This window comes from Xanthomonas cassavae CFBP 4642, from assembly GCF_000454545.1.
GTDB lineage: Bacteria > Pseudomonadota > Gammaproteobacteria > Xanthomonadales > Xanthomonadaceae > Xanthomonas > Xanthomonas cassavae.
In genome coordinates, this window is record NZ_CM002139.1 from 3,995,616 (window position 1) to 4,019,004 (window position 23,389).

At 65.6% G+C, this 23,389-nt stretch carries 23 protein-coding genes and 1 other RNA gene; 13 read left to right on the forward strand and 11 right to left on the reverse strand.

Translation table 11 applies throughout. The annotated features are described in order from the left end of the window. Window positions 1-10: 10 nt before the first annotated feature. Window positions 11-586 carry an N-acetylmuramoyl-L-alanine amidase gene (locus XCSCFBP4642_RS0117595; RefSeq protein WP_029220935.1) on the forward strand — a complete coding sequence of 192 codons (576 nt, stop codon included), beginning with the start codon at window positions 11-13 and terminating at the stop codon, window positions 584-586. 36 nt (window positions 587-622) lie between these two features. On the opposite strand, the gene XCSCFBP4642_RS0117600 is transcribed toward XCSCFBP4642_RS0117595, so the two are convergent. The 4 genes from XCSCFBP4642_RS0117600 to XCSCFBP4642_RS0117615 form a co-directional block, all read right to left on the reverse strand. Beyond that, window positions 623-1,576, reverse strand: a complete 954-nt coding sequence (locus XCSCFBP4642_RS0117600; RefSeq protein ID WP_029220936.1) for a DUF1684 domain-containing protein — start codon at window positions 1,574-1,576, stop codon at window positions 623-625. A gap of 85 nt (window positions 1,577-1,661) precedes the next feature. Further along, window positions 1,662-2,534 carry a sulfurtransferase gene (locus tag XCSCFBP4642_RS0117605; protein ID WP_029220937.1) on the reverse strand — a complete coding sequence of 291 codons (873 nt, stop codon included), beginning with the start codon at window positions 2,532-2,534 and terminating at the stop codon, window positions 1,662-1,664. Continuing rightward, window positions 2,531-3,328, reverse strand: coding sequence for a CoA pyrophosphatase (locus tag XCSCFBP4642_RS0117610; protein ID WP_029220938.1), 798 nt, complete (start codon window positions 3,326-3,328; stop codon window positions 2,531-2,533). The genes XCSCFBP4642_RS0117605 and XCSCFBP4642_RS0117610 overlap by 4 nt, the downstream gene beginning before the upstream one ends. A gap of 117 nt (window positions 3,329-3,445) precedes the next feature. Beyond that, complete coding sequence (locus XCSCFBP4642_RS0117615; RefSeq protein ID WP_004429231.1) at window positions 3,446-4,144, reverse strand: FKBP-type peptidyl-prolyl cis-trans isomerase N-terminal domain-containing protein; 699 nt, start codon at window positions 4,142-4,144, stop codon at window positions 3,446-3,448. 164 nt (window positions 4,145-4,308) lie between these two features. On the opposite strand from XCSCFBP4642_RS0117615, the gene XCSCFBP4642_RS0117620 reads away from it, so the two are divergent. Genes XCSCFBP4642_RS0117620 through nth form a run of 3 tightly spaced genes read left to right on the forward strand, consistent with a single transcriptional unit; the run spans window position 4,309 to window position 6,233 of the window. Beyond that, window positions 4,309-5,091 (forward strand): enoyl-CoA hydratase/isomerase family protein, encoded by a 783-nt coding sequence (locus tag XCSCFBP4642_RS0117620; RefSeq protein WP_029220939.1) that lies wholly within the window; start codon window positions 4,309-4,311, stop codon window positions 5,089-5,091. Window positions 5,092-5,097: 6 nt separating this feature from the next. Next, window positions 5,098-5,478: a hypothetical protein gene (locus XCSCFBP4642_RS0117625; RefSeq protein ID WP_029220940.1), complete on the forward strand. Its 381-nt coding sequence runs from the start codon at window positions 5,098-5,100 to the stop codon at window positions 5,476-5,478. 41 nt (window positions 5,479-5,519) lie between these two features. Further along, entirely contained in the window at window positions 5,520-6,233 is a 714-nt protein-coding gene (nth, locus tag XCSCFBP4642_RS0117630) for an endonuclease III (RefSeq protein WP_152527352.1), read from the forward strand. A gap of 176 nt (window positions 6,234-6,409) precedes the next feature. Here the strand turns inward: nth and XCSCFBP4642_RS0117635 are convergent, their stop codons facing one another. The 3 genes from XCSCFBP4642_RS0117635 to XCSCFBP4642_RS0117645 all read right to left on the reverse strand — a co-directional run bounded on the left by XCSCFBP4642_RS0117635 (window position 6,410) and on the right by XCSCFBP4642_RS0117645 (window position 9,096). Next, window positions 6,410-7,969, reverse strand: a complete 1,560-nt coding sequence (locus tag XCSCFBP4642_RS0117635; RefSeq protein ID WP_029220942.1) for a SulP family inorganic anion transporter — start codon at window positions 7,967-7,969, stop codon at window positions 6,410-6,412. Between the two features lie 11 nt (window positions 7,970-7,980). Further along, on the reverse strand, window positions 7,981-8,661 hold the full coding sequence (locus XCSCFBP4642_RS0117640) for a carbonic anhydrase (RefSeq protein ID WP_029220943.1): 681 nt from the start codon (window positions 8,659-8,661) through the stop codon (window positions 7,981-7,983). Window positions 8,662-8,775: 114 nt separating this feature from the next. Next, the gene (locus XCSCFBP4642_RS0117645) at window positions 8,776-9,096 is read right to left on the reverse strand and encodes a hypothetical protein (RefSeq protein ID WP_029220944.1); all 321 of its coding nucleotides are present in this window, start codon (window positions 9,094-9,096) and stop codon (window positions 8,776-8,778) included. 337 nt (window positions 9,097-9,433) lie between these two features. Here XCSCFBP4642_RS0117645 and XCSCFBP4642_RS0117650 point away from each other — a divergent pair, with 337 nt between their 5' ends. The 9 genes from XCSCFBP4642_RS0117650 to rnt all read left to right on the forward strand — a co-directional run bounded on the left by XCSCFBP4642_RS0117650 (window position 9,434) and on the right by rnt (window position 18,142). Continuing rightward, window positions 9,434-10,684 carry an OprO/OprP family phosphate-selective porin gene (locus tag XCSCFBP4642_RS0117650; protein WP_029220945.1) on the forward strand — a complete coding sequence of 417 codons (1,251 nt, stop codon included), beginning with the start codon at window positions 9,434-9,436 and terminating at the stop codon, window positions 10,682-10,684. 194 nt (window positions 10,685-10,878) lie between these two features. Next, window positions 10,879-11,898, forward strand: a complete 1,020-nt coding sequence (gene pstS, locus XCSCFBP4642_RS0117655) for a phosphate ABC transporter substrate-binding protein PstS (RefSeq protein WP_029220946.1) — start codon at window positions 10,879-10,881, stop codon at window positions 11,896-11,898. 206 nt (window positions 11,899-12,104) lie between these two features. Then, window positions 12,105-13,196, forward strand: a complete 1,092-nt coding sequence (gene pstS / locus XCSCFBP4642_RS0117660) for a phosphate ABC transporter substrate-binding protein PstS (RefSeq protein ID WP_029220947.1) — start codon at window positions 12,105-12,107, stop codon at window positions 13,194-13,196. A 112-nt stretch (window positions 13,197-13,308) separates the two neighbouring features. After that, entirely contained in the window at window positions 13,309-14,283 is a 975-nt protein-coding gene (gene pstC, locus XCSCFBP4642_RS0117665) for a phosphate ABC transporter permease subunit PstC (RefSeq protein WP_029220948.1), read from the forward strand. Further along, window positions 14,283-15,146 carry a phosphate ABC transporter permease PstA gene (gene pstA / locus XCSCFBP4642_RS0117670; RefSeq protein ID WP_033898502.1) on the forward strand — a complete coding sequence of 288 codons (864 nt, stop codon included), beginning with the start codon at window positions 14,283-14,285 and terminating at the stop codon, window positions 15,144-15,146. The genes pstC and pstA overlap by 1 nt, the downstream gene beginning before the upstream one ends. A gap of 22 nt (window positions 15,147-15,168) precedes the next feature. Next, complete coding sequence (gene pstB, locus XCSCFBP4642_RS0117675; protein WP_029220950.1) at window positions 15,169-15,999, forward strand: phosphate ABC transporter ATP-binding protein PstB; 831 nt, start codon at window positions 15,169-15,171, stop codon at window positions 15,997-15,999. A gap of 127 nt (window positions 16,000-16,126) precedes the next feature. Beyond that, on the forward strand, window positions 16,127-16,837 hold the full coding sequence (phoU, locus tag XCSCFBP4642_RS0117680; RefSeq protein WP_029220951.1) for a phosphate signaling complex protein PhoU: 711 nt from the start codon (window positions 16,127-16,129) through the stop codon (window positions 16,835-16,837). A 135-nt stretch (window positions 16,838-16,972) separates the two neighbouring features. Then, window positions 16,973-17,359 carry an RcnB family protein gene (locus XCSCFBP4642_RS0117685; RefSeq protein ID WP_029220952.1) on the forward strand — a complete coding sequence of 129 codons (387 nt, stop codon included), beginning with the start codon at window positions 16,973-16,975 and terminating at the stop codon, window positions 17,357-17,359. 141 nt (window positions 17,360-17,500) lie between these two features. Further along, window positions 17,501-18,142, forward strand: a complete 642-nt coding sequence (gene rnt, locus XCSCFBP4642_RS0117690) for a ribonuclease T (RefSeq protein WP_084624573.1) — start codon at window positions 17,501-17,503, stop codon at window positions 18,140-18,142. 242 nt (window positions 18,143-18,384) lie between these two features. Here rnt and XCSCFBP4642_RS0117695 read toward each other — a convergent pair whose 3' ends face one another. The 4 genes from XCSCFBP4642_RS0117695 to XCSCFBP4642_RS0117705 all read right to left on the reverse strand — a co-directional run bounded on the left by XCSCFBP4642_RS0117695 (window position 18,385) and on the right by XCSCFBP4642_RS0117705 (window position 23,349). Further along, a complete protein-coding gene (locus tag XCSCFBP4642_RS0117695) occupies window positions 18,385-21,417 on the reverse strand; it encodes a ligand-binding sensor domain-containing diguanylate cyclase (protein ID WP_029220954.1) in 3,033 nt (1,010 codons plus the stop codon). 208 nt (window positions 21,418-21,625) lie between these two features. Then, window positions 21,626-21,701, reverse strand: a non-coding RNA gene (locus XCSCFBP4642_RS27510) — sX9 sRNA. A 95-nt stretch (window positions 21,702-21,796) separates the two neighbouring features. Then, window positions 21,797-22,546 carry a 23S rRNA (guanosine(2251)-2'-O)-methyltransferase RlmB gene (gene rlmB / locus XCSCFBP4642_RS0117700; protein WP_029220955.1) on the reverse strand — a complete coding sequence of 250 codons (750 nt, stop codon included), beginning with the start codon at window positions 22,544-22,546 and terminating at the stop codon, window positions 21,797-21,799. Between the two features lie 329 nt (window positions 22,547-22,875). Further along, window positions 22,876-23,349, reverse strand: coding sequence for a GFA family protein (locus XCSCFBP4642_RS0117705; RefSeq protein ID WP_029220956.1), 474 nt, complete (start codon window positions 23,347-23,349; stop codon window positions 22,876-22,878). Window positions 23,350-23,389 lie beyond the last annotated feature (40 nt).

The window sequence follows — 23,389 nt, forward strand, 5'->3', positions numbered from 1 at the left end:
CATCCACCTCATGTCCGATGCCGTCCTGCCGTCGCCGCCGATCACCTACGCGCCGTTGCCCTACGAATCGCGCCTGGCCCGCCGCGCGCTTGGCCAGATCGACATGGTGGTCATCCATTGCACCGAATTGCCGGACATGGCGATGGCGCGCGACTACGGCGAGCGCGTGCTCTACGACAGCGGCACCGGCAATAGCGGCCATTACTACATCGATCGCAATGGCAGCATCCAGCAATACGTCGCGCTCGAGCGCGTCGCCCATCATGTGCGTGGGCACAACCCGCACACGCTGGGCATCGAACTGGTCAACAGCGGGCGGTATCCGCACTGGCTGGATTCGCGCCATCAGCAGATGCACGAGCCATATCCAGAGGCGCAGATCGCCGCGCTTGTCACGCTGTTGCAATGGCTGCAACAACAGCTGCCTGCGGTGCATCGCATCGCCGGTCACCAGGAACTGGATACCACGCTGGAAGCGGCCAGCGACGATCCAGCGCGCAAGATCCAGCGCAAGCTCGATCCTGGCCCCCTGTTTCCGTGGCCCCGTATCGAAGCGGCGGTCAACTGGTCGCATGCGATGCGTTGAACGCATGCCCGGTCAGTGCGTGCAACGCCAGAGTGATCAGGGGTCCAGCGCGCGATAGGTCTTTTCGCCCGCGTTCACCGCCACGTCCAGCCGATTTTCCGGCGGCGCGATCGGGCAGACCACATGGGTGGTGAAGGCGCAGGGCGGATTTTCGGCCAGATTGAAATCCAGGGTCACCTGCCCGTCGCGTGGCATCGCGGTGAATAGATAACGCGCGCCGCCATAGCTCTCCTTGCCGCTGGTGCGGTCGGCGAACAGGAAGAACAATCCACTGACGTCGTCCTGCACGATCGGCTGCAGGCGATACTCCCGGCCATCGCGCTTGAACACGGCCTCACCTAGAACCTCCACCGTCAGCGGCGTGCCGATCGATGTCAGCAAGGTGACGCTGCGTGGCGTGGCATACGGCTGCCAGCGCGCCTGCAAGCGCCAGTGCGGATCGGTCGGAAAATAGTCGAAACCCTGAAAACGGCTGACTGCCGCTGCGCCCGGGTCGCGGAAACGCCAGCCGAACAACGTGCCGGTCTGCACCAGATAGAACTGCCGGTTCTGCACGTCGAGCCGGTCGCCACGCCGACCTGCGCGTTCGGGCTCCAGAGTGACCTCACCGACCGGCTGCCCGTTCAAGCGCACCGTCACGCCGGCCGCAGCGCGGAAATACACATGTCCTGCGGCATCCAGGCTCAGCTCGCCCAACTGCGCCGGCCCGGCCGGCAGGACGAGATCGCTGTGCGGATCGCTGCCTACCCGGTAACGGCCTGCGCGCAGGCGACCGGAGCCGGTGTAGCTCAGCCAGCCATCGGGTGCGCGCACCTGGTCCAGTCGCCGGGCGCGCGCCTCTTCCAGTGCGAGCTGATAGACCTGCGTGCCGTCCGCGTCATGGCGGCCGCTTATCCGCACACCGTCGGTGTCGGCGGTGGATCCCGCCGAACACGCCGCCATCGACATTACTGCGGCGCACACGACGCCGGCCTGCGAATGCAACCGCATGTCATCCCCAACCCTGCAAGAAACCGCGCTCCGCGCCGCGAGCCTGCGTCCCCACAGACACCAGTCCTGCCCGTAGTGTGCCTGATCAGGCAGTGGTCGCGACCGGACGCGACGGATCCTGCAGCCATCCACTCCAGGAACCGGCGTACACGCGCGCACCGGGCAGCCCGGCCACTTCCAGCGCCAGCAGCAGATGGCAGGCAGTCACGCCGGATCCGCACATCACCACCGCCTGCTCGGGCCGGTACGTGCCCAGCAACGTGGACAGCTCCGCACGCAACTCGTGCGCCGGCTTGAAGCGGCCATCGCGCAGGCTCAGGTCCAACGGGCGACTGAGCGCACCGGGCACGTGTCCGGCCACCGGGTCGATCGGCTCCACTTCGCCGCGAAAACGCTCGCCGGCCCGCGCATCCAGCAGCCAGCCCGGCGCCTGCTGCAGCCGGGCCTGGATCTGCTCGGCCTCTACCACCGCATCGGCATCGAAACCACCCGGATACGCAGGGCCGGCGTGCAATGCCGGTGGCTCGGTGGTCTGCGCCAGGCCTGCGCCGCGCCAGGCAGCCAGCCCGCCATCGAGTACCGCCACCTGGCGATGTCCCATCAGCCGCAGCATCCACCAGGCGCGCGCGGCCGCCATGCTGCCATCGCCGGCGTCGTAAACCACCACCTGGCTCTCCGGCTCGATGCCCCATGCGCCCAGACGACTGGCAAAGTCGGCGCTGTGCGGCAACGGATGCCGCCCCTGCCCGGGCCGCGACAGATCGGCAAGGTCATGCTCCAGATCCACGTACTGCGCACCGGGCAGATGCCCCTGCGCGTAGGCCTTGCGTGCGGCATCCGGGTCCGGCGCAGTCGGCGGCGCGGCGCGCGCGTCCAGCATGCGCAGCTGCGGATGCGACAAGGCGCCTGCCAGCGTGGCGCTGTCCACCAGCGTGGTCCAGTTCGGCTCTGTACTCATGCAACCTGCTCCAGGCGACGACGAAGATTGAGAAGAATGGCGGCCGTGGCGCCCCAGATGCGTTGCCCCGGCCAATCGTATTCGAGCACGCGGCGCGGCCGCCCGCGGAACTCCAGCTCCACGCTGCGCAGGTTGTCGGGATCCATCAAATAAGCCAGCGGCACCTCGAAGACCTCGGCCACTTCCTCCGGCTGCGGCACCGCCACGAAACCGGGGTCGATCACCGCCACCACCGGCGTCACCCGAAAGCCGCTCACGGTCAGGAACGGATCCAGATAGCCCAGCGCATGCACCTGCCCGGCGCCCAGCGCGATTTCCTCGCAACTCTCGCGCAAGGCTGCCGCCACCGCGTCGGCATCGGACGGCTCCATGCGCCCGCCCGGAAAGCTGACCTGCCCGGCATGATGGCGCAGGCTGTCGGTGCGCCGGGTCAGCAGCACCGTGGTGCCCTGTTCGCGCGGCACCAGGCCGCACAGCACCGCCGCTTCGGCGCAGGCACCGCCTTCGCTCAGATCGATCAGCTCGGCATGGTTCCAGCCCGGCCCGTCGGGCGCGGTGTCCAGTGGATACAACGCCCGCCGCATCCGCGCATATTCGGGCAGCGCAGCGAGCAGCCCGCGCGCCGGCAAGACGGTGTGCAACAACTCCTGGCGTTCGGCGTCGCTCATGCTCATCCAGCGTGCAATTTCATCCAGGCTGCGCAGGCAGCCGACGCAGTGCGACTGCGCGTCCAACGAACATACACCGATACACGGGCTGGCCAGCTGCGCACCGGCCGAATCGGTGTCGCTCATCGTTCGCTCCTGCCGAACCGGTGCGGTTTTCCCATCGCTCTGCTCGCGCCTGTCTACCGATCCAAAACGACAACGCCGGCCTGGTGGCCGGCGTTGTCACTGCAACAGCAAATGCGACTACTTGACGCTGACCAGCTTGATTTCGAACTGCACTGCCACGTTCGGCGGGAACGGAGTGCGCGGGTCGGCACCGTAGGCCTTTTCCGGCGGCAGGGTCACTTCCCACTTCGAGCCGGCCGGCATCTGCAGCAGCGTGTCGCGCATGGCCTGCATTTCGACTTCGCTGACCTTGATGGCCGGGATCTGCTGCGCCGGACGTGCCTTCTCGCGGTCGCCGAACGGGAACGGACCAGCCACTTCCAGCTGCACGGTGCTGGCCTGGGTCGGCTTTGCGCCCTTGCCCGCTTCGATCACGCGGTACTGCACGCCGCTCGGCAGCGTCTGCACGCCAGCGGTGCTCTTGTTCTTGGCCAGGAACGCATCGCTCTTGGTCTTGTTGGCCGCAGCGGCCTTGTCGTACTCGGCCTTGGCCTGCTGGGCACGGCCCTGCTCGCGCTTCTGGAACGCTTCAACTGCCGGCTTCAGCTGGTCGGCAGTGATCGCCGGCTGCTTCTTGGCATAGGCGTCCTGCAGACCCTTGACCACCGAGTTGATGTCGAGCTGCTCGCCGCGACCGGTGAGCTCGGCAAGGTTGTTGCCGTAGTCATAGCCGAAGTAGTAGCTCAACTTGCCCTTCTCGGACGTCGTGTCCTGGGCCAGTGCATTGCCCGTCAGGGCCAGGGCCGCCACAGCGACCGCGATAGAACGCAACTTCATCAAACAATTCTCCAGGGTGGTGGCACAGGACGGGTCTGCCGCCTGAGATGACGCGCTAGGATAGCGGCCGCGATACCGAACCGCCACTTATCACGAAAGCTATGACCAGCAAGGCTTTCGGAAGTTCCGTATTTACTATTTTTTTACGTTCACAAGGGTTTTCGATGTCCAATCACGTCATTCTGATCGCCGATCACGCCAGTGTCCGGACCATTACGGTCAACCGGCCGGACAAACTGAACGCCTTGAACTGCGACACCATGCTGGCGCTGGACCAGGCCTTCGCCGACGCGGCCAAGGCTGACGACGTGCGCGTGGTGGTCCTCACCGGCGCCGGGCCAAAGTCCTTCGTGGCCGGCGCGGACATCGCCGAAATGAGCGGGCTGTCCGCGATGGAGGGCCGCGACTTCTCGCTGGTGGGGCAGCAACTGATGCGCCGGATCGAGCGCATGCCCAAGCCGGTCATTGCGATGGTCAACGGATTCGCGCTCGGCGGCGGGCTGGAACTGGCCATGGCCTGCCACCTGCGCATCGCCGCGAGCACCGCACGACTGGGCCAGCCGGAAATCAATCTTGGACTGATCCCCGGCTTCGGTGGCACGCAGCGCCTGCTGCGCCTGACCGGACGTGCCGCCGCGCTGGAGCTGTGCCTGCTCGGCCATCCCATCGATGCGGCCCGCGCCCTGCAGCTGGGCCTGGTCAATCGCGTGGTCGAGCCGGATGCCCTGCAGCAAGAAACCCAGGCAGTGGCGCAGCGTCTGGCGGACTCGGCGCCGCTGGCGGTACGCGGCATTCTGGACGCGGTGGTCTTCGGTGGCGAATGCGGGCTGGAAGAGGGATTGCAGCTGGAAACCGCGGAATTTGCGCTGTTGTTTGCCAGCGAGGACATGCGCGAGGGCACCCGCGCGTTTCTCGACAAGCGCCCCGCCCAGTTCCGCAATCGCTGACGCATCATGCTGCCCGACTCCACGCAAGCCATACCCGCCTTGCCACGGCAGCTATTCGACTGCGTGCAGGCGGACGATCTCGATCGTGCGCTGGCACTCGGACTGATGGACTACCAGCCGACGCCGCAACAAGACGATACGGACGCCACGCCAGCCGACGTCGTCGCTGCACTGCTTGCCGCGCAACAGCGCCTGCGCACTGCCTGGGCCGCACGCGAACGCTACAGCCAACGTGCAGCACGCCTGCAACTCCGCGCTGCCGAGCGCGAGGCGCGACGTGCGCCTGCCCCGGCGCCCAGCCAGGCGGCCGTGCCCGCGTTGCCGCCGCTGGCTGCCACCATCCTGGCGCGCGCCAAGGCCAAGGCGACCGGAGGTGCGCAGTCTTGAATACCGTTCGCCCCGCCGCCGCGCCACGCCGCGGCAGCACCATGCGCAAACCCGCGATCCAGGAAATGTTCGTGCGGCTGCGCGAACTCAATCCGCATCCCACCACCGAGCTGGAATACACCACGCCTTTCGAACTGCTGATCGCCGTGTTGCTCTCGGCGCAGGCCACCGATGTCGGCGTCAACAAGGCCACCCGCAAGCTGTATCCGGTGGCCAATACCCCGCGCGACATCCTGGATCTGGGCGAAGAAGGCCTGAAGCGTTACATCTCCACCATCGGCCTGTTCAACGCCAAGGCCAAGAACGTCATCGCCACCTGCCGCATCCTGCTGGAGCACCACGGCGGCGAGGTGCCGCACGATCGTGCAGCGCTCGAGGCATTACCCGGGGTCGGCCGCAAGACCGCCAACGTGGTGCTCAACACCGCCTTCGGCGAACCGACCATGGCAGTGGATACGCATATCTTCCGGGTCGCCAACCGTACCGGCCTTGCGCCCGGCAAGGACGTGCGTGTGGTGGAGGACACGCTGGTCAAGGTCATTGGCGCAGAATTCCTGCATGACGCCCACCACTGGCTGATCCTGCATGGCCGCTATGTCTGCAAGGCCCGCAAACCGGATTGCCCGGGCTGCGTGATCCACGACCTGTGCCGCTACCGCGACAAGACCCCGCCGGCCCCAGAGCGGCAAACAAAAACGAGGAGTGATGCGGCTATGGCATCAACCCAAGCCCGCAGCAAGACGACAGCGCAGTAGAGAACCCCGATCCACACCCAGCAAACGCACGGCCGCATGCTGTTGCGATTCCCGATTCCCGATTCCCCAATCCCGGCCCGAAAAAATCGTGACCGGATGATGCGTCTTGCGGCGCCAAGCATCATCCGGTCACGACAGCAGTGCTCCCGGCGCGAACGCCGGGATGACAACTAAGGTTAAGCGGCCTTGCGTGGTTCCGGCAACGGCACAGCGTCGACGACGCGCTTGCCCTCCACGCGCCGGTCCAGTTCCTTCCAGTCAACCACCAGCTCGCAGCCACGCGATGCCGCATTCCGGCTCCAGTCGCGCAGCAACTCGATGCAGGCATGGTCTACGTGGTGCAGCTTGGCCACATCCAGATGCAGCGCGGTGTTGGGCGGCACGCTTTCCAGCGTACGCGCCATCGCCGGCACCTTCAGGAAGGTGGCCGAGCCCTGCAGGGTCAGATGCATCTCGTCCTTCTTGTCGGCGTGCTCGCGCACTTCGACCTTCAGACGCGAGGAATGCAGCGCCAGGCGGAACAGCGACAAGCCAAAGCCGATCAGCACGCCGGTCAGCAGGTCGGTCGCCACGATCGCGGAGGTAGTGGCCAGGTAGATCGCAGCCGTTCCACGACCGTAGGTCGCCAGCTCCTTGACCTGCCCGATCTTGATCATCTTCACGCCCGTATAGACCAGGATACCGGCCAGACACGCCACCGGCGTCATCCGCAGCAACCACGGCAGCAACATCGCAAACACCAGCAGCCAGCTACCGTGCAGGATGGTCGATGCACGCGTCGCCGCACCGGCCTGCACATTGGCCGCACTGCGCACGATCACGCCGGTCATCGGCAACGCGCCCAGGAAGCCGCACAGCATATTGCCCACGCCCTGCGCGGCGAGCTCGCGGTCGTATTGCGTGCGAGCGCCCTGGTGCATGCGGTCCACCGCTGCTGCCGAAAGCAAGGTCTCGGCACTGGCGATGAAGGCAAAGGTCACCGCCGACACCAGCAGGGTGTGATTGAACACCCCGAAGATGTCGGAGACGCTCGGGATGCTGATCGCGGAGAACAGGTTGCTCGGCACATCGACGCGATTGACGTCCAGGCCCTGCAGCTGCGCCGTCGCGGTCACCGCAACCACTGCGATCAACGCACCGGGAAGGAAGCGCAGACGCTGCGGACGCAGCTTGTCCCATGCCAGGATGATGCCGATCGTGGCCAGACCCACGAACAATGCGGTGCGGCCGGTGCCTGCGCTGATCGCCTGCCACACCACGGCGGGCAATGCGGCGAAGTTCTCCAGACCACGCGCCTTGGGCGCGGCATCCATCAGCACATGCGCCTGCGATGCGACGATCAGGATGCCGATGCCCGACAACATGCCGGCCACCACGGCCGGCGATGTCATCCGGAACCACACGCCCGCCCGGCACAGACCGGCAATCAGCTGGATCGCACCGGCCACCAGGATGACCGGCCCGAGCGCGGCGGCGCCATGCTCGCGAACCAGTTCGAACACCAACACAGCCAGGCCGGCGGCCGGCCCGCTCACCTGCAAGGGGGAGCCCGCCAGGAAGCCAACGACCAGTCCACCGACGATGCCGGTGATCAGGCCTGCGGCAGGCGGCATGCCGGATGCGATCGCAATACCCATGCACAACGGCAACGCGACAAGAAAGACCACGACAGACGCCAACAAATCACGCCCGAACAGTCCCTGGCGGAAATATCCGCCGATACCTGATGTGTTCATGATCCACTCCGTCAGGCGAGTTCAGCGCGAACGACTTGCTGCAGTCGCGGACGCGGAGTGGCTTCGGGAGTGCTTTCGGCCAGCAGCGGCCGGAAGCCACCCTTTTCGGCATCGAAGGCGCGAATCTCGCCGTGGGCGATATCGTAGATCCAGCCATGGATCCGCAAGGTGCCTGCGGCAAGACGCGCAGCGACCACCGGCTGCGTGCGCAGGTGGTCCAGCTGCGAGACCACGTTCTCCTCGGTCATGCAGCTCAGTGCGTCCGGGCTGGCAGGATCGTGCCCGTGATGCGCGGTGACGTGACGCGCCGCATCGGTGTGCTTGAGCCACGCCGCCACGGAGGGAACGTCTTCCAGCGAGTCCGGCTTGAGTACGGCCTTCATCGCGCCACAGTCGGTGTGGCCGCAGATCACGATGTGACGCACGCCGAGCACCGCGATGGCGTACTCGATCGCCGCCACCACGCCGCTGACGTGCTGGGAGTAAGGCGGCACCACGTTGCCGATATTGCGGTAGACGAACAGTTCGCCCGGCTGCGCGGAGAAGATCAGCTCCGGCATGACGCGCGAGTCGGCGCAGGTGATGAAAAGGGTATGCGGGCTCTGGCCGCCGGCCAGTTCCTGAAAGCGCGCACTCTGGCGCGGATACACTTCCTTACGGAAATGACGAAAACCTTCTAGCAAACTTTCCATGGGAGATTCCTCTAGGCAACGAATAGCCGTTCGCGGCGCAAGCCGCAAACTGCAAAGACAACAAATCAATAGGAAATCCGGCGCGCAGAGCACCGGGTGCAGCGACAGCGGGGATCAGCCGATCAACGCGTTTGGAGGACGCAGTTGCGGGATCAGGTCGCGTTTCTGAGTTGCCGGCGCGTGATGCGCGTGCCAAGAAGGGGAATACCGCGCCAGCATCGGCCATGCTTGGGAGAGCAAGGGGATATCGTCTGCAGGCTGGGTATCGACTTGGCTCTGGGTATCGCCATCGTCCTGCGGATCTTCTACTGCATCGCGTTCTTCGCCAGCGTCCACCATGACCGCCAGACCGTCGCCCACCAGCGCATCCTGGATGCGCGTGTGTGCACTGGCCGCCGACCACGCGCTGAACGCGAGCAGGCAGACCAGCAACAGTTGGAGGCATCGAGGGAACATGGCCTCAAAACTAACAATTTAGATCAGGCATGCGCAAGTGGTGCGTCGCACAAACCGACATCTATGTTCAGTCTGCAATGGTGACGGTTCGGATCGCCAGTGACGCAGCCCCCCAAAACAGGTGGCATCGGCGCGATCAACGCACAGTCACAAACCAGCCGCGTTCAGATTTTTGCCACACGATGACACAGTTAAAACTTTCGTAAACTCTTGTCTTTATTGGCAAAAATCAATTGTGACGTTTCTGTCGTCCTGTCACATTAACGCAACTTTCACGCCATAGCCTGCGCCCACTTCCTCAGGTCGCAAGGCATCCATGAAACTCGCTCCCACCCTGCTTGGTTCCGCGCTGCTGCTGGCGCTTGCCGCTCCGGCAGCACATGCCGAAATCGCCATCGATGTGATCGGCGGTTCCGAGGTCTCGCTGGAAGGCCTGGTCCAGGCCGACGGCAACTGGTTCCACAACGATGTGCAGGACCTCAACGGCCCGATCGGTGCCAATGGCGACAACTCCGAGTTCAGCATCCGCCGCGCCGAGCTGGTGCTCAAGGGCAAGGGTCCGGGCAACGTCGAATGGGTGGCCGGCTACGACCCGAGCGTGTTGAAGGAAGTCACCATCCGCGGTACCACCATCCGCAGCACCGGGCGGTTCCTGGACAACAACATCAAGTACAAGTTTGGCGGCAACGCCAACAACTACCTGCAGATCGGCCAGTTCAAGCAGCCCAACAGCCTGGAAGAACTGTCCAGCACCAAGAACAACGACTTCGTCTCCAAGGCCTCGGTGACCAATACCTACGGCATCTCGCGCCGGCTGGGCGTGGCCTATGGCATGGGCGACAACAACTGGAGCCTGACCGCCAGTGCGTTCGGCCGCGAACTGACCCGTAACCAGGCGCACGGCCGCGGCTACGGCGCGCGCGGCACCTGGGCGCCGATCAACGAGACCGGCAACGTGCTGCACTTCGGCCTCAGCTACCTGGCCTACGACACCGACGACGATACCCTGCGCCTGCGTGCCCGCCCGGACGCCGACCTGACCACCATCCGCCTGATCGACAGCGGCGCCATCACCAATGTCGACGACGTGGGCGTGGCCGGTGCCGAGGCGATGTGGATCACCGGCCCGTTCAAGCTGCAGAGCGAGTACTTCCAGGAAAACGCCAACCGCATCGGCGCCAACGCGCATGACTACAAGAGTGACGGCTGGTACGTCAGCGGCGTCTGGAACATCACCGGCGAAACCTGGGGCTACAAGGCTGGCGTGCCGACCACCCCGCTGCCCAACGAGCCGGCCTCGGGCATGTGGCAGCTGGCGGTGCGCTACGACACCCTGGACCTCAACGACGGCCACCTGGTCTCCAACGGCACCACGCCGTTCGTCGATGGCGTGCTGGGCGGCAAGATGAATGTGTGGACGGTCGGCGCCAACTGGTACTGGCGTTCGAATTTCAAGTTCGCACTGGACTACGCCAAGGTGGAAAGCACCCGCTACAACAGTGCCACCCGTGGCCTGGTCGACGACAACCCGTCGATTATCGAAGCACGCGCGCAGTTCTATTGGTAAGCCATCCGCTGCGCAGTCGACCGGGCGTGCTTGCTGAGCATCCCCGGCACCATCGGGCGCCGCGCTCCATCCGGCAGGCGCCTGCGCCTGCGCGTCACTGCACTGTCATCTCTTCGACACCGCGCGGTCATGCCCCTGCCCTGCAATGGCAGGCCTGCGGGATGTCCTGACCTCAACCCTACTGGAGCTGTTCCGTGATCCATTCCTTCAAGACCCGTCTGGCCGTGGGCGTCCTTGCCGCTTCGCTGGCACTGTGTGCCCAGGCCGCCGATGTCACCGGCGCCGGTGCGTCGTTCATCTACCCGGTGATGTCCAAGTGGTCGGCCGACTACAACACCGCCACCAAGAAGCAGGTCAATTACCAATCGATCGGTTCGGGCGGCGGCATTGCCCAGATCAAGGCAGCCAGCGTGGACTTCGGCTCTTCCGATGCCCCGTTGAAGCCGGAAGAACTGGCCGCTGCCGGGCTGGCGCAGTTTCCGTCGGTGATCGGCGGCGTGGTGCCGGTGGTCAACGTGCCCGGCATCGCCGCCGGCGCGCTCAAGCTCGATGGCAAGACCCTGGGCGACATCTTCCTGGGCAAGGTCAGCACCTGGAACGATCCGGCCATTGCCGCGCTCAACCCGGGCGTGAAGCTCCCCGACGGCAAGATTACCGTGGTGCATCGCTCCGACGGTTCGGGCACCAGCTTCAATTTCACCAACTACCTGTCCAAGGTCAATCCGGACTGGAAGAGCAAGGTCGGCGAAGGCACTGCGGTGCAGTGGCCGACCGGTATCGGCGGCAAGGGCAACGAAGGTGTCGCCGCGTACGTGAAGCAGATCAAGGGCGGCATCGGCTATGTCGAGCTGTCGTACGCGCTGCAGAACAAGATGGCCTACACCGCGATGAAGAACGCTGCCGGCAAGTTCGTGCAGCCGTCCGATGAAACCTTCGCCGCCGCTGCCAACAGCGCCGACTGGGGCACGGCCAAGGATTTCTATCTGGTGATGACCAACGCGGCAGGCGACAACGCCTGGCCAATCACCGCGACCAACTTCATCCTGGTGCAGAAGAGGCCGAAGAACCCGGCCGGCCTGAAGAACACGCTGGACTTCTTCCGCTGGGTCTACACCAAGGGCGACGCGCAGGCCAAGCAACTGGACTACGTGCCGCTGCCGGACACGCTGGTGACCCAGATCGAGGCCTATTGGGCCAAGAACCTGCCCAAGTAACAGCAGACCACAGCAACAGGAATGACGCCGTCTCTCTCCCCGGCGTCGGGACCGGGACGCGGATCCCGGAGGGTACGACGCCCTCCGTGGTCCGCGTCTTTTTTTGTGATGCCTTCGCCAGAAGGCTCTGTCATGCACGTGTAACAAAAACATCATTTCATAGCATGGTCTGCCGGACACCCGGCCAATCCAGCCTCGGAGCTTCCATGAAATTGCAGTCGGCCAGCCTGACCGCCCTGTCCCTCACCATCGCCCTTGCCCTGGCTGCGTGCTCGCCCGGCAAGGACGCGCAGTCCGGCGACGCCGCCAAGGGCGCACCCAGCGCCGGCGCCGCGGCCAGCGACAGCAAGGGCGCCGAGATCTCCGGTGCCGGCGCGTCCTTCATCTACCCGCTGGTGTCCAGGTGGTCGGCCGACTACAACGCCGCCACCGGCAACGAGGTGAACTACCAGTCGATCGGTTCTGGCGGCGGCATCGCGCAGATCAAGGCCGGCACGGTGGATTTCGGTTCGACCGACAAGCCGCTCGATAGCGCCGAATTGCAGCAGGCCGGCCTGGGCCAGTTCCCGTCGGCGATCGGCGGTGTGGTGCCGGTGGTCAATCTGGAAGGCATCGCACCGGGCAAGCTGCGCCTGACCGGCGCGCTGCTGGGCGACATCTTCCTGGGCAAGGTCACGATGTGGAACGACGCGGCCATTGTCGCCGCCAATCCCGGGGTGACCCTGCCGGCCACCAAGATCAACCTGGTGCATCGCTCCGACGGTTCGGGCACCACCTTCAATTTCTCCAACTACCTGTCCAAGGTCAGCCCGGAGTGGAAGAGCAAGGTCGGCGAAGGCACCTCGGTGCAGTGGCCGGGTGGCGTGGGCGGCAAGGGCAATGAAGGCGTGGCCTCGTACGTGCAGCAGATCAAGGGTTCGATCGGCTATGTCGAGCTGGCCTACGCGTTGCAGAACAAGATGCCGTACACGTCGCTGCAGAACGCGGCCGGCCAGTGGGTCGAGCCGAATGCAGACAGCTTTGCCGCCGCTGCCGCCAGCGCCGACTGGGCCAACGCCCGTGACTTCAACTTGGTGATCACCAATGCACCGGGCGAGAAGGCCTGGCCGATCACCGCCACCAACTTCATGCTGATGCACAAGCAGCCCAAGGACGCCGCCCGCAGCAAGGCGACGCTGGACTTCTTCAAGTGGGCGCTGGAAAACGGCCAGGCCCAGGCCAGCGAGCTGCATTACGTGCCGCTGCCGCCGGAGCTGGTGAAGCAGATCGAAGCCTACTGGGGCAGCGAGTTCAAGTAATGCCTGCATCCCGCCTGCAGGGCGGGCTGCGCGGCGGCGAGGTGCCTGAGGGCCCCTCGCCGTTCCTGCTGTCTCACGCTCCCGCCACCGCGCGGGTGACGAGTTCAATCGAATGAATGCCACCGCACTCCCCGAAGCGATGACCGCCCCCCGCGGCCGCGACCTGCGCGATGCGCGCGCCGATCGCCTGTTCAAGCTGGCGCTGGCCGCCACAGTCGTCTTCGTGCTGTTGGCGCTCGGCAGCGCGGCACTGTCGATGCTGTGGGGCGGACGCCATGCGCTGCAGATGCAGGGCCTGAGCTTTTTCTATTCCGCCGACTGGAACCCGGTGGAAAACAAGTACGGCGCGCTGGCGCCGATCTGCGGCACCCTGGTCACGGCCCTGATCGCGATGGTGATCGCGGTGCCGGTGAGCTTCGGGATCGCCTTCTTCCTGACAGAGGTGGCGCCGCGCTGGTTGCGCGGCCCGGTCGGCACCGCCATCGAACTGCTGGCCGGCATCCCGTCGATCATCTACGGCATGTGGGGCCTGTTCGTGCTGGTGCCGGTGATGACCGAGCACGTGACGCCCTGGCTCAACGATCACCTGGGCACGCTGCCGCTGATCGGCCCGTTGTTCCAGGGTCCTCCGTTGGGAATCGGGTTGCTGACCGCAGGCTTCGTGCTGGCGATCATGGTGATTCCGTTCATTTCCTCGGTGATGCGCGAAGTGTTTCTGACCGTGCCCACGCGCCTGAAGGAATCGGCGTACGCGCTGGGGTCCACCAAGTGGGAAGTCAGCTGGGACATCGTGCTGCCCTATACCCGCTCTGCGGTGATCGGCGGCGTATTCCTGGGCCTGGGGCGTGCGCTGGGCGAAACCATGGCGGTCGCTTTCGTGGTCGGCAACACGGTGCGGCTGTCGCCGTCGCTGCTGGAGCCGGGCACCACCATTGCCGCATTGATCGCCAATGACTTCGGTGAGGCCACCGAAACCTATCGTTCGGCCCTGTTGCTGCTGGGCTTCGTGCTGTTCATCGTGACCTTCATCGTGCTGGCCATTGCGCGCTTCATGCTGATGCAGCTCTCGCGCCGGGAGGGCAACTGATGTCCTCGGTCTCGCAATCGTTGTACAACCGCCGCCGCGTGACCAACGCGATCGCACTGTTGCTGTCCTGCGTCACCGCGGTGTTCGGGCTGTTCTTCCTGGCCTGGATCCTGTGGACGCTGCTGTCCAAGGGTGTGCCCGGTATCGATCTCAACCTGTTTACCAAGATGACCCCGCCGCCGATGCAGGAAGGCGGCTTGCTCAATGCCTTCTTCGGCAGCGCGGTGATGTGCGGGCTGGCGTTGGCAATCGGCACCCCGCTGGGCGTGGCCGCCGGCACCTGGCTGGCCGAATACGGCAATGCGCGCAAGGCCGGCATCGTGGTGCGCTTCGTCAACGACATCTTGTTGTCGGCACCGTCGATCGTGCTGGGGTTGTTCGTCTACACGCTGTACGTGATGCAGACCGGCGGGCGCTTCTCCGCATTTGCCGGCGCGCTGTCTCTGGCCTTCATCGTGCTGCCGGTGGTGGTGCGCACCACCGACGAAATGCTGCGCCTGGTGCCGGCGCAGATGCGCGAAGCGGCGTTGTCGCTCGGTATTCCGCAGTGGAAGGTGACCGTGCAGGTGCTGTACCGCAGTGCCTCGGCCGGCATCGTCACCGGCGTGCTGCTGGCGCTGGCGCGGATCAGCGGCGAAACCGCACCGCTGCTGTTCACTGCGTTCGGCAATCAGTATTGGAACAGCAATATCTTCCAGCCGATGGCCAGCGTCCCGGTGATCATGAACCAGTTCGCCGGCAGCCCGTACGAGTCCTGGCAGACACTGGCCTGGGCCGGCGCACTGGTGCTGACCGTGTTCGTGTTGCTGGTGAGCCTGGGCGCGCGTGCGCTGCTATTGCGCAACAAGATTTCCAATGACTGACCTTTCCCTCCGGACACCTGACATGAACGATCTCCAAAACGCCAAGCCGATGCATCGCATCGCTGTTCCGGCCGCCAAGGGGGCGCCGACGGCGCAGGCGCCGGTGAAGGTGGCCGCACGCACTCTGGACTTCTACTACGACAAGTACCACGCGCTGAAAGGCATCAACCTGGAGATCCCGGAAAAGCGCGTCACTGCGCTGATCGGACCTTCCGGTTGTGGCAAGTCGACCCTGCTGCGCATCTTCAACCGCATCTATGCGCTGTATCCGAAGATGGAAGCACGGGGCGAGGTGCTGCTGGACGGCGAGAACATCCTGTCGCCGAAGTACCCGATGAACCGCCTGCGCAGCAAGGTCGGCATGGTGTTCCAGAAGCCGGTTCCGTTTCCGATGACGATCTTCGAAAACGTGGCCTACGGCATCCGCCACCACGAAAAGCTCTCCAAGGCCGACATGCAGAACCGCGTAGAACAGGCACTGCGCCAGGGCGCGCTGTGGGACGAGGTCAAGGATAAGCTGGGGCAAAGCGCACTGGGCCTGTCCGGTGGCCAGCAGCAGCGCCTGTGCATTGCACGCGCGGTGGCCCTGCGGCCGGACGTGCTGCTGCTGGACGAACCGACCTCGGCACTCGACCCGATTTCCACCAGCCGGATCGAGCAACTGGTGGAAGAGCTCAAGCGCGATTACACCATCGTGATCGTGACCCACAACATGCAGCAGGCCGCGCGCGTGTCCGACTACACCGCCTTCATGTACTTGGGCGACCTGATCGAACACGACCGCACCGAAACCATTTTCTCCCAGCCCTCCAAGCAACAGACCGAGGACTACATCACCGGCCGGTTCGGTTGATGTAAAGCGCGCCAGCGCAACGCCACACTGCCGCACTTCCGCCGCATTGCCCGGCACGACATTTGCATCATCTGCCAAGTCGCCGAGGTTACGGCGGACATCCACCATTGCCACGAGCGAGACCACGATGAACCAGCACCTCAACGACCATATCGTCAAAAGTTACGACGAGGAGCAGCACCGTCTTGTCGCCGAGATCGTGCGCATGGGCGACACGGCGGTGGCGCAGCTGGAAGCAGCGCTGGACGTGGTGGAGCGTCGCGACGACAACGCCGCGCACCGCATCGTGGTCAACGACGAGGCGATCGATGCGCTGGAGCATGCGATCAGCCACGACGTGATGCGGCTGGCGTTGCGTGGGCCGATGGCGCGCGACCTGCGCGAGATCCTGGCCGGCCTGCGGATTCCGGCCGATATCGAACGCATCGGCGATTACGCGGCCAATGTCGCCAAGCGCTCGATCGCGCTCAATTCCGCACCGCCGCTGCCGCAAACGGTGGGCCTGCGTGCGCTCGGCCAGATGGCCGCCGATGCCGTGCGCGAAGCGGTGCAGGCATACCGCAACAAGGATGCCGATGCGGCCATCCGCGTGCGCGATGAAGATGCACGCCTGGATGCGCAATACACCGCGCTGTTCCGCGAGTTGCTCACTTACATGATGGAAGACCCGCGCAACATCACCCCGTGCACGCATCTGCTATTTATGGCCAAGAACCTGGAGCGCATCGGCGACCACGCCACCAACATCGCCGAGAACGTGTGGTTCCTGGTGCATGGCGAACAGCCGCTGCCGCCGCGCGTCAAGCGCGACGACACCAGCACCACCGGTGTGATCTGATCGCGGCGGGCGTCGCACGCCCTTCCCTGACAATGCCCCAAAGATAGACCGAAAACGCTTATTTCATTACGTATTCAGCTAAAAACACAAATAGTGTGAGCGCACAGGCCGTTCCTGTTCCGTAGGAGTACGCAGATGAAACGCATCATCGGATCTTTCATGGCTTTGTCGCTGCTGGCATCCACCGCCGCGATGGCCGCACCACAGCAGCATGACGATCATGGGCGCGGCGCGCAGCACCATGACGAGCACGGCCCCGACGATCGACACGATCATCGCGACGACAGGCACGACGATCAGCGCAGCGCGCGCTCCGACGACCATCGCAATGACCGTCATGGCCCACCGTTCCAGCGTGGCGAGCGTCTGGCGCCCGATCATCGCGGCGACCACGTCGCCGACTATCGCAAGCATCACCTGAAGGCGCCGCCGCGCGGGCATGAGTGGCGCCGCGTGGACAATCAGTACGTGTTGATCGCCGTGGCGACCGGCCTGATCGCCAGCGTGGTCGCCGGCCGCTGATCGGCCGCCAGAGGTGTCGTTAGGCTGGCCCGGCCCGTGACCACGCGGGTCGGGCCTTCTCTTCTTCGCCGCGCCACGTCCAGTGCTGGACGCGCAAGCTCAACGATCCAGGCTCGAGCGCGGGGTGCGACCTGCTAGGCTATGCGGATGAACGAACCGGTCGACCCACAGCCTGCCCCTAGCTTCCTGCCGATGTCACGGCGTTTCCGCGGCTATCTGCCGGTGGTGGTCGATGTGGAGACCGGCGGCTTCGACTGGAACAGGCATGCGCTGCTGGAGATCGCCTGCGTGCCGATCGAGATGGATGACCAGGGGCGATTCTTCCCCGGCCAGACCGCCAGCGCGCATCTGGTGCCGGCCCCCGGACTGGAGATCGACCCGAAGTCGCTGGAGATCACCGGCATCGTGCTCGATCACCCGTTCCGCTTCGCCAAGCAGGAAAAGGACGCGCTGGATCACGTGTTTGCGCCCGTGCGCGCGGCGGTGAAGAAATACGGCTGCCAACGCGCGATCCTGGTCGGCCACAACGCGCATTTCGATCTGAACTTCGTCAACGCGGCAGTCGCGCGCGTGGGACACAAGCGCAACCCGTTCCACCCCTTCAGCGTGTTCGATACGGTCACCCTGGCCGGCGTCGCCTACGGGCAGACGGTACTGGCGCGCGCCGCGCAGGCGGCCGGCCTGGAATGGAATACGGCAGACGCGCACAGCGCGGTCTACGACACCGAGCAGACCGCACGGCTGTTCTGCAGGATCGCCAATGCCTGGCCGGGGCCTGTTTAGATAGGGATTGGGAATTCGGGATTCGGGATTGGCAAGGGCGTGCTGCGCTCGGGCTGAAAGTTCGTCGCGCATGCTAAAAATTCTGAGCAACCGATGCATAGCCCGCATGGCTTTTCACAGGTGTGCCTTCGCCATCGGCTCGTATCACTCTTCTGCTGCAAGCATCAAGTCTTCCGCCCGAACACAAAGAGCGTCAACGCCGCGCTTCACCATTCCCGAATCCCCAATACCCAATCCCGCCCCTAATCCCCGCTGATCCGGTCGCGCCCCGCGCTCTTGGCCTCGTACAACGCGTGATCGGCGCGCTGCATCAGCGATGAGCCGGTGTCGTCGTCGCGCAGTTCGGCGATGCCGGCGCTGAAGGTCACCTGCAGGCCTTCCACGCCGCCCCAGTCGTTTCGCGCGTGGAACAGCGCGCGAATGCGCAGGCATAACACGTGTGCGTCGGCCAGGGTGGTGTCTGCCAGCAGCAGGGCGAACTCTTCGCCGCCCAGGCGGGCCGGTAAATCCGAGGCGCGCGCGGCTGCGGTGAGCAACGCACCGACCTCGTGCAGCACCGCATCGCCGCTGGCATGCGAATAGCGGTCGTTGATGCGCTTGAAATGGTCGATGTCCAGGATCGCCAGCACCAGCGGCCGGCCGCTGCGGCGGGCGCGGCTGAGATCGCGCGCCAGTGCTTCATCGAAATGGCGGCGGTTCGGCAGCCCGGTCAGTGCATCCTCGTGTGCCTGGCGTTCGAATACATCGGACTTGATGCGCAGCCGGGTCAGCAATTCGCTTTTTTCCTGATTGGCCTGCAGCAGGCGTTGCGCCTGCAGCTGCAGGTCCTGCGTGCGCTTGCGGACCAGGTCGGCCAGGCGGTCGTTATGGGTCTTGTAGCGATGCAGCATCACCCGATATAGCAGGGCGAGCGCAAACAGCGCGCCCAGCACGGCGACAAACCGCACGTCCTGGCGCTGCCACCACAGCGGCAGCACGTCGAAGGTCCAGCGCGCTTCCTGCCGGCTCCATGCCCCGCCCGGGTGGCGCGCGGTCACCCGCAAGGTGTAATGCCCCGGCGGCAGGCCGATGAATTCCACGCTGCGCTGGCGGCCGCGGTTGATCCACACGTTGTCCAGCCCATCCAGGCGGGTGCGGTACTGGATGCGCTCGGACAGCAGAAAACTCATGCCCGCATAGGAGATGTTGAGCCGGTCGCCACCGGGCAACTGCGCCTGCTGCTGCCAGGCCAGCGGGCGGCCATCCTGCTGCACGCTTTCGATCACTGCCGGCGGTGGGCGCCGTTCGCGAAACCGCTGCAGCCGCCCGGGATCGACCATGCTCACGCCACCGGCCGTGACCACCCACACCGACCCATCCGCACGCTCGATCATGCTCGGACCGGAGCTGCCGTTGGCCTGCGCATTGCCCATGCCGTCGATCTCGCCATAGCGCTCGATGGCAAGCGTGCCGCGTCCGTCGGCAACCGCATTGAGCGCGACGAATTCGGTGCGCAGCACGCCCCGGTTACTGCTGATCCAGGCATTGCCCCGGCGGTCGTCGATGAGCTGGAACACCGTGTCCACCGGCATGCCCTGCTCCAGGCCCACGCGCGCCAGCGTGCCGCCACGCACGCGGTACAGGCCGCGATCGGTGGAGATCCAGACCGCGTCGCCGATCGCCTGGAAACCGAATACGCTGCGCGCGCCGCCAAGACGCTCCAGATCCAGTTGCTGCAACCTGCCATCGCGCAACACCGCCGCCCCGTCTACCGAGCCGATCCACAACGCGCCATCGACACTGGCCAGCGCGGTGATCACGCCATCGGGCATTCCGGCGATCGCCAGCGGCATGCGTTTGCCATCCACCAGCTTCACCACGCCGCGTTGGGTGGCCAGCCACACCGCTTCCTGCGCGTCGATTGCAATGGCACGGATATGGCCACTGGGAATGCCGTGCGCCTCACCGAAGTGCTGCAGCAGTTGTCCGTTACGCAGCACGAAGACGCCGTCGGCGTAGGTGCCCACCCACAGATCGCCACGCCGATCCAGCGCCAGGCTAAGCACCGACAGCCGGCGCCCCGATGGCGTGGCCACCGGCACCCGGACGATCCGGCCATCCGGCAACCTGCGGTCCAGGCCCGCAGTGCCGGCGACCCATAGGCTGCCATCGCGGTCTTCCAGCACCGCGCGGGCGTAGTCGCCGCTCAAGCCGTCGCGCTGGCTGTAGCTGCTGAACAAGGTCTCGCGCAGACGGAACAGGCCGCCGTTGGCGCCCACCCAGATGCTGCCTTCGGCATCCTCGCGCAGGCTGACGATGCGCCCGGTGGGCAGACTGCGGCCAGCAGGCAGGTACTCCACGCCATGGCTGCCGATGCGCAGCAGGCCCTGGTTTTCGCTGCCCAGCCACAGATCGCCATTGCGATCCTGCAGCATCGCGGTGAAGTGGCCCTGCCCCGGCACCCGGTGCGCCAGTTCGGCGCGTTCATCGTGCAACCGGTACAACCCCTCGCCCGCCACCACCCACAGGGTGCCGTCCGGAGCGCGGTACGGCCAGGCCAGACCGGGCGGCAAGCCAAATGCCGCCGGCGCGCGGTGCATGCGTCCGTCCGGCTCGCGATAGATCAGCCCGTCCAGCGTGCCGATCAACAGCCGGCCGTGGTCGTCGAACAGCATCCGCGGAAAGCTGCTCTGCAGCGGCACACCATCGCGCGGCGGAAAATAGTCAAAGCGCCCATCCGGCCACAGGCAGCCCAGCCCATGTCCCTCGAACAGCAGCCACATGCGGCCTGCAGCATCCATGGTCATCGCGTGGATCAGCGCCTGCGGCCACTGCCCGCTACGCTGCCAGTGCCGCCATTGCCCATCGGCGCTCCGGCGCACCAGATTGCCGCGCGCATCGCTGAGCCATAGCGCGCCATCGCGATCCACGTACAGTGCGCCCACGCCGTTGTCGGGCAGTCCGGGCCGGGTGCTGCGGTCGATGACGCCAAATTCCAGGCCGTTGTAGCGCACCAGCCCTTCCCAGGTGGCGAACCACAGCGCGCCATCGGGCGTCTGGGCGATATCGCGCAGCGAGTTGTGCGGCAGGCCATTGCGCGAATTCCAGCTGTCGATGGCGTAATCGCGCAGTGGCGCGGTGCCGACCGGCGCTGCGGTCGCCGCAAGCGAGCACAGCATCAGCAACACGCCCACACCGGCACCGAGCCAGCGCCGCCACTGCCTATGCCGTCGTGCCGACGCCTGGCCGGCGTCCCCATTCTCGCCCCCACCGCGGGCGCCCACCCCAAGTTTCATCAGACACGACACGCCGTTTGCTGCCGATATGGTAGGCACAAAGCCGCATGCGCGCTGCGCAATGACGACACCGGGCGCCGGACGCGTTGATCCAGCAGCGTTGCGTGCATCCCGCGTGACCCCACCAGCCGGTTCCAGGGGACGATCTGCGCAGATTCGATCGTCACGCACGTACGTGGGCGGCGCGCATTCGGCAGCCTAAGAGAGCGGCTACCAAAACGTAGCGAGCGCTCGTCAGGCGGGTGCGGAGGGCGCGGAGGAGCCGGAGTGTACGAGCGGTACATGCCGCACCGAGCACCGGCCGCGCCCGCCTGGCGGTGAGCGCAGTAGGTGTGTTCGCTGCTCTCAGCGCTTCACTCGCTGTGCGAACCTTGGAAGGTCACTTGCCCAGGCGCTGGCGCACGGCCTCGAACAGGGTCACGCCAGTGGCCACCGACACATTGAGGCTTTCGATATCGCCCGGCATCGGAATCTTGACCAGGCCGTCGCAATGCTCGCGGGTGAGCCGGCGCAGGCCATCGGCCTCGCCACCGAGCACCAGTCCGACATTTCCACGCAGGTCCACGCTGTACAGCGAGGCCTCCGCTTCGCCAGCCAGGCCATACAGCCACACACCCTGCTTCTGCAGATCGCGCAGGCAGCGCGCCAGGTTGGTCACCGCCACCACCGGGATGCGGTCGGCCGCACCGGCCGAGGTCTTGCGCACGGTGGCATTCACCGTGGCCGACTTGTCCTTGGGAATCACCACCGCGGTGACGCCCGCCGCTGCCGCGCTACGCAGGCAGGCGCCCAGGTTGTGCGGGTCCTGCACACCATCGAGCACCAGCACCAGCGCACGCCCTTCTGCGGCGTCGACCAGGCCTTCCAGCTCGTTCTCGGCCCACAGCCGCGCCGCCGCATAGCGTGCGGCCACGCCCTGGTGGCGCACCTGCCCGCCCACACCGTCCAGCGCCTGCGTATTGACCCGGCGCACGTCGATGCCCTTGCGGCGCGCCTGTTCCTCGATCTCGGTCAGGCGCGGATTCTTGCTACCGGCCTCGATCAGGACCTCGCGCACGTTGTCGGCGTCGTTCTCGACGGACGAGGCGACGGCGTTGACGCCGACGATCCACTGGTTCTGCTTGCTCATTGCGCCGGTGCTACGAAAATGGAGGGGGAATGGTAGGGCCTGCGGCTGGTTACGTCACGGCCGGGGCATGGAAAACCCGGATGGCACCGGCGAAACGGTGCCGCGATGACAGCGGGACTCTACGCGGGAAGTGTGCGGATCTCGCTGACACGCACCTGGCTTGAACGCCTGACTGCCTGCCGTACCAATCATCGTGCCCGATGGATTTGCCGTCAGACCGGCCGTGAGGGTGTCCGACTGCGGCGACCCACGGTACCAAGCGTCCTGACGCTCCGGACCAGACGGCTCGGATGCCCGAATCAGCCGCACCCCAGCGCCGGGACCTGGCCTCACACCGGCCATTGGTCGGTGTCGTGGTCCGGATGTTGCCGCGACACCACGCTGGCCAGGAAGGCTTCTGCGGCGGCATCGTTTTCCGGTGGACGCGTGGGCAGCTGGGCCACGTGATCGACGAAGGGGAGCTTGCGATCCAGCCCGTACTGGATATGCGGCGGCAGCCGTTGCGGGGTATCGAATGCCCCGGCAGCGATGGCCACGCCGTCGGGCGCTTCATAGGTCAATGGCGTGCCGCAGTCGGCGCAGAAACCACGCTGCACCACCGACGAGGATGCAAAGCGCCTGGGCATGCCACGGGTCCAGCGAAACTCGGTGCCCCGGATGGACACCAGGGGCGCGTAATACGCACCGAAGGCCTTCTGGCACATCCGGCAGTGGCAGATCGAGGCATCGGTCAGTGCCCCGCGCACATGGAAACGCACGGCGCCACACTGGCAACCGCCGCTGTATTCGTTCGTTGCGTCCATTGCCTTCTCCGCACGCCAGTCTGCCGGAATCGCCGCTGCG

Excerpts from the sequence above, each read along its gene's own strand:
- XCSCFBP4642_RS0117595 (WP_029220935.1), top strand. The coding sequence starts at position 11 with ATGTCCGATGCCGTCCTGCCGTCGCCGCCGATCACCTACGCGCCGTTG.
- XCSCFBP4642_RS0117600 (WP_029220936.1), bottom strand. The coding sequence starts at position 1,576 with ATGCGGTTGCATTCGCAGGCCGGCGTCGTGTGCGCCGCAGTAATGTCG.
- XCSCFBP4642_RS0117605 (WP_029220937.1), bottom strand. The coding sequence starts at position 2,534 with ATGAGTACAGAGCCGAACTGGACCACGCTGGTGGACAGCGCCACGCTG.
- XCSCFBP4642_RS0117610 (WP_029220938.1), bottom strand. The coding sequence starts at position 3,328 with ATGAGCGACACCGATTCGGCCGGTGCGCAGCTGGCCAGCCCGTGTATC.
- XCSCFBP4642_RS0117615 (WP_004429231.1), bottom strand. The coding sequence starts at position 4,144 with ATGAAGTTGCGTTCTATCGCGGTCGCTGTGGCGGCCCTGGCCCTGACG.
- XCSCFBP4642_RS0117620 (WP_029220939.1), top strand. The coding sequence starts at position 4,309 with ATGTCCAATCACGTCATTCTGATCGCCGATCACGCCAGTGTCCGGACC.
- XCSCFBP4642_RS0117625 (WP_029220940.1), top strand. The coding sequence starts at position 5,098 with ATGCTGCCCGACTCCACGCAAGCCATACCCGCCTTGCCACGGCAGCTA.
- nth (WP_152527352.1), top strand. The coding sequence starts at position 5,520 with ATGCGCAAACCCGCGATCCAGGAAATGTTCGTGCGGCTGCGCGAACTC.
- XCSCFBP4642_RS0117635 (WP_029220942.1), bottom strand. The coding sequence starts at position 7,969 with ATGAACACATCAGGTATCGGCGGATATTTCCGCCAGGGACTGTTCGGG.
- XCSCFBP4642_RS0117640 (WP_029220943.1), bottom strand. The coding sequence starts at position 8,661 with ATGGAAAGTTTGCTAGAAGGTTTTCGTCATTTCCGTAAGGAAGTGTAT.
- XCSCFBP4642_RS0117650 (WP_029220945.1), top strand. The coding sequence starts at position 9,434 with ATGAAACTCGCTCCCACCCTGCTTGGTTCCGCGCTGCTGCTGGCGCTT.
- pstS (WP_029220947.1), top strand. The coding sequence starts at position 12,105 with ATGAAATTGCAGTCGGCCAGCCTGACCGCCCTGTCCCTCACCATCGCC.
- pstC (WP_029220948.1), top strand. The coding sequence starts at position 13,309 with ATGAATGCCACCGCACTCCCCGAAGCGATGACCGCCCCCCGCGGCCGC.
- pstA (WP_033898502.1), top strand. The coding sequence starts at position 14,283 with ATGTCCTCGGTCTCGCAATCGTTGTACAACCGCCGCCGCGTGACCAAC.
- pstB (WP_029220950.1), top strand. The coding sequence starts at position 15,169 with ATGAACGATCTCCAAAACGCCAAGCCGATGCATCGCATCGCTGTTCCG.
- phoU (WP_029220951.1), top strand. The coding sequence starts at position 16,127 with ATGAACCAGCACCTCAACGACCATATCGTCAAAAGTTACGACGAGGAG.
- XCSCFBP4642_RS0117685 (WP_029220952.1), top strand. The coding sequence starts at position 16,973 with ATGAAACGCATCATCGGATCTTTCATGGCTTTGTCGCTGCTGGCATCC.
- rnt (WP_084624573.1), top strand. The coding sequence starts at position 17,501 with ATGCGGATGAACGAACCGGTCGACCCACAGCCTGCCCCTAGCTTCCTG.
- XCSCFBP4642_RS0117695 (WP_029220954.1), bottom strand. The coding sequence starts at position 21,417 with ATGAAACTTGGGGTGGGCGCCCGCGGTGGGGGCGAGAATGGGGACGCC.
- rlmB (WP_029220955.1), bottom strand. The coding sequence starts at position 22,546 with ATGAGCAAGCAGAACCAGTGGATCGTCGGCGTCAACGCCGTCGCCTCG.
- XCSCFBP4642_RS0117705 (WP_029220956.1), bottom strand. The coding sequence starts at position 23,349 with ATGGACGCAACGAACGAATACAGCGGCGGTTGCCAGTGTGGCGCCGTG.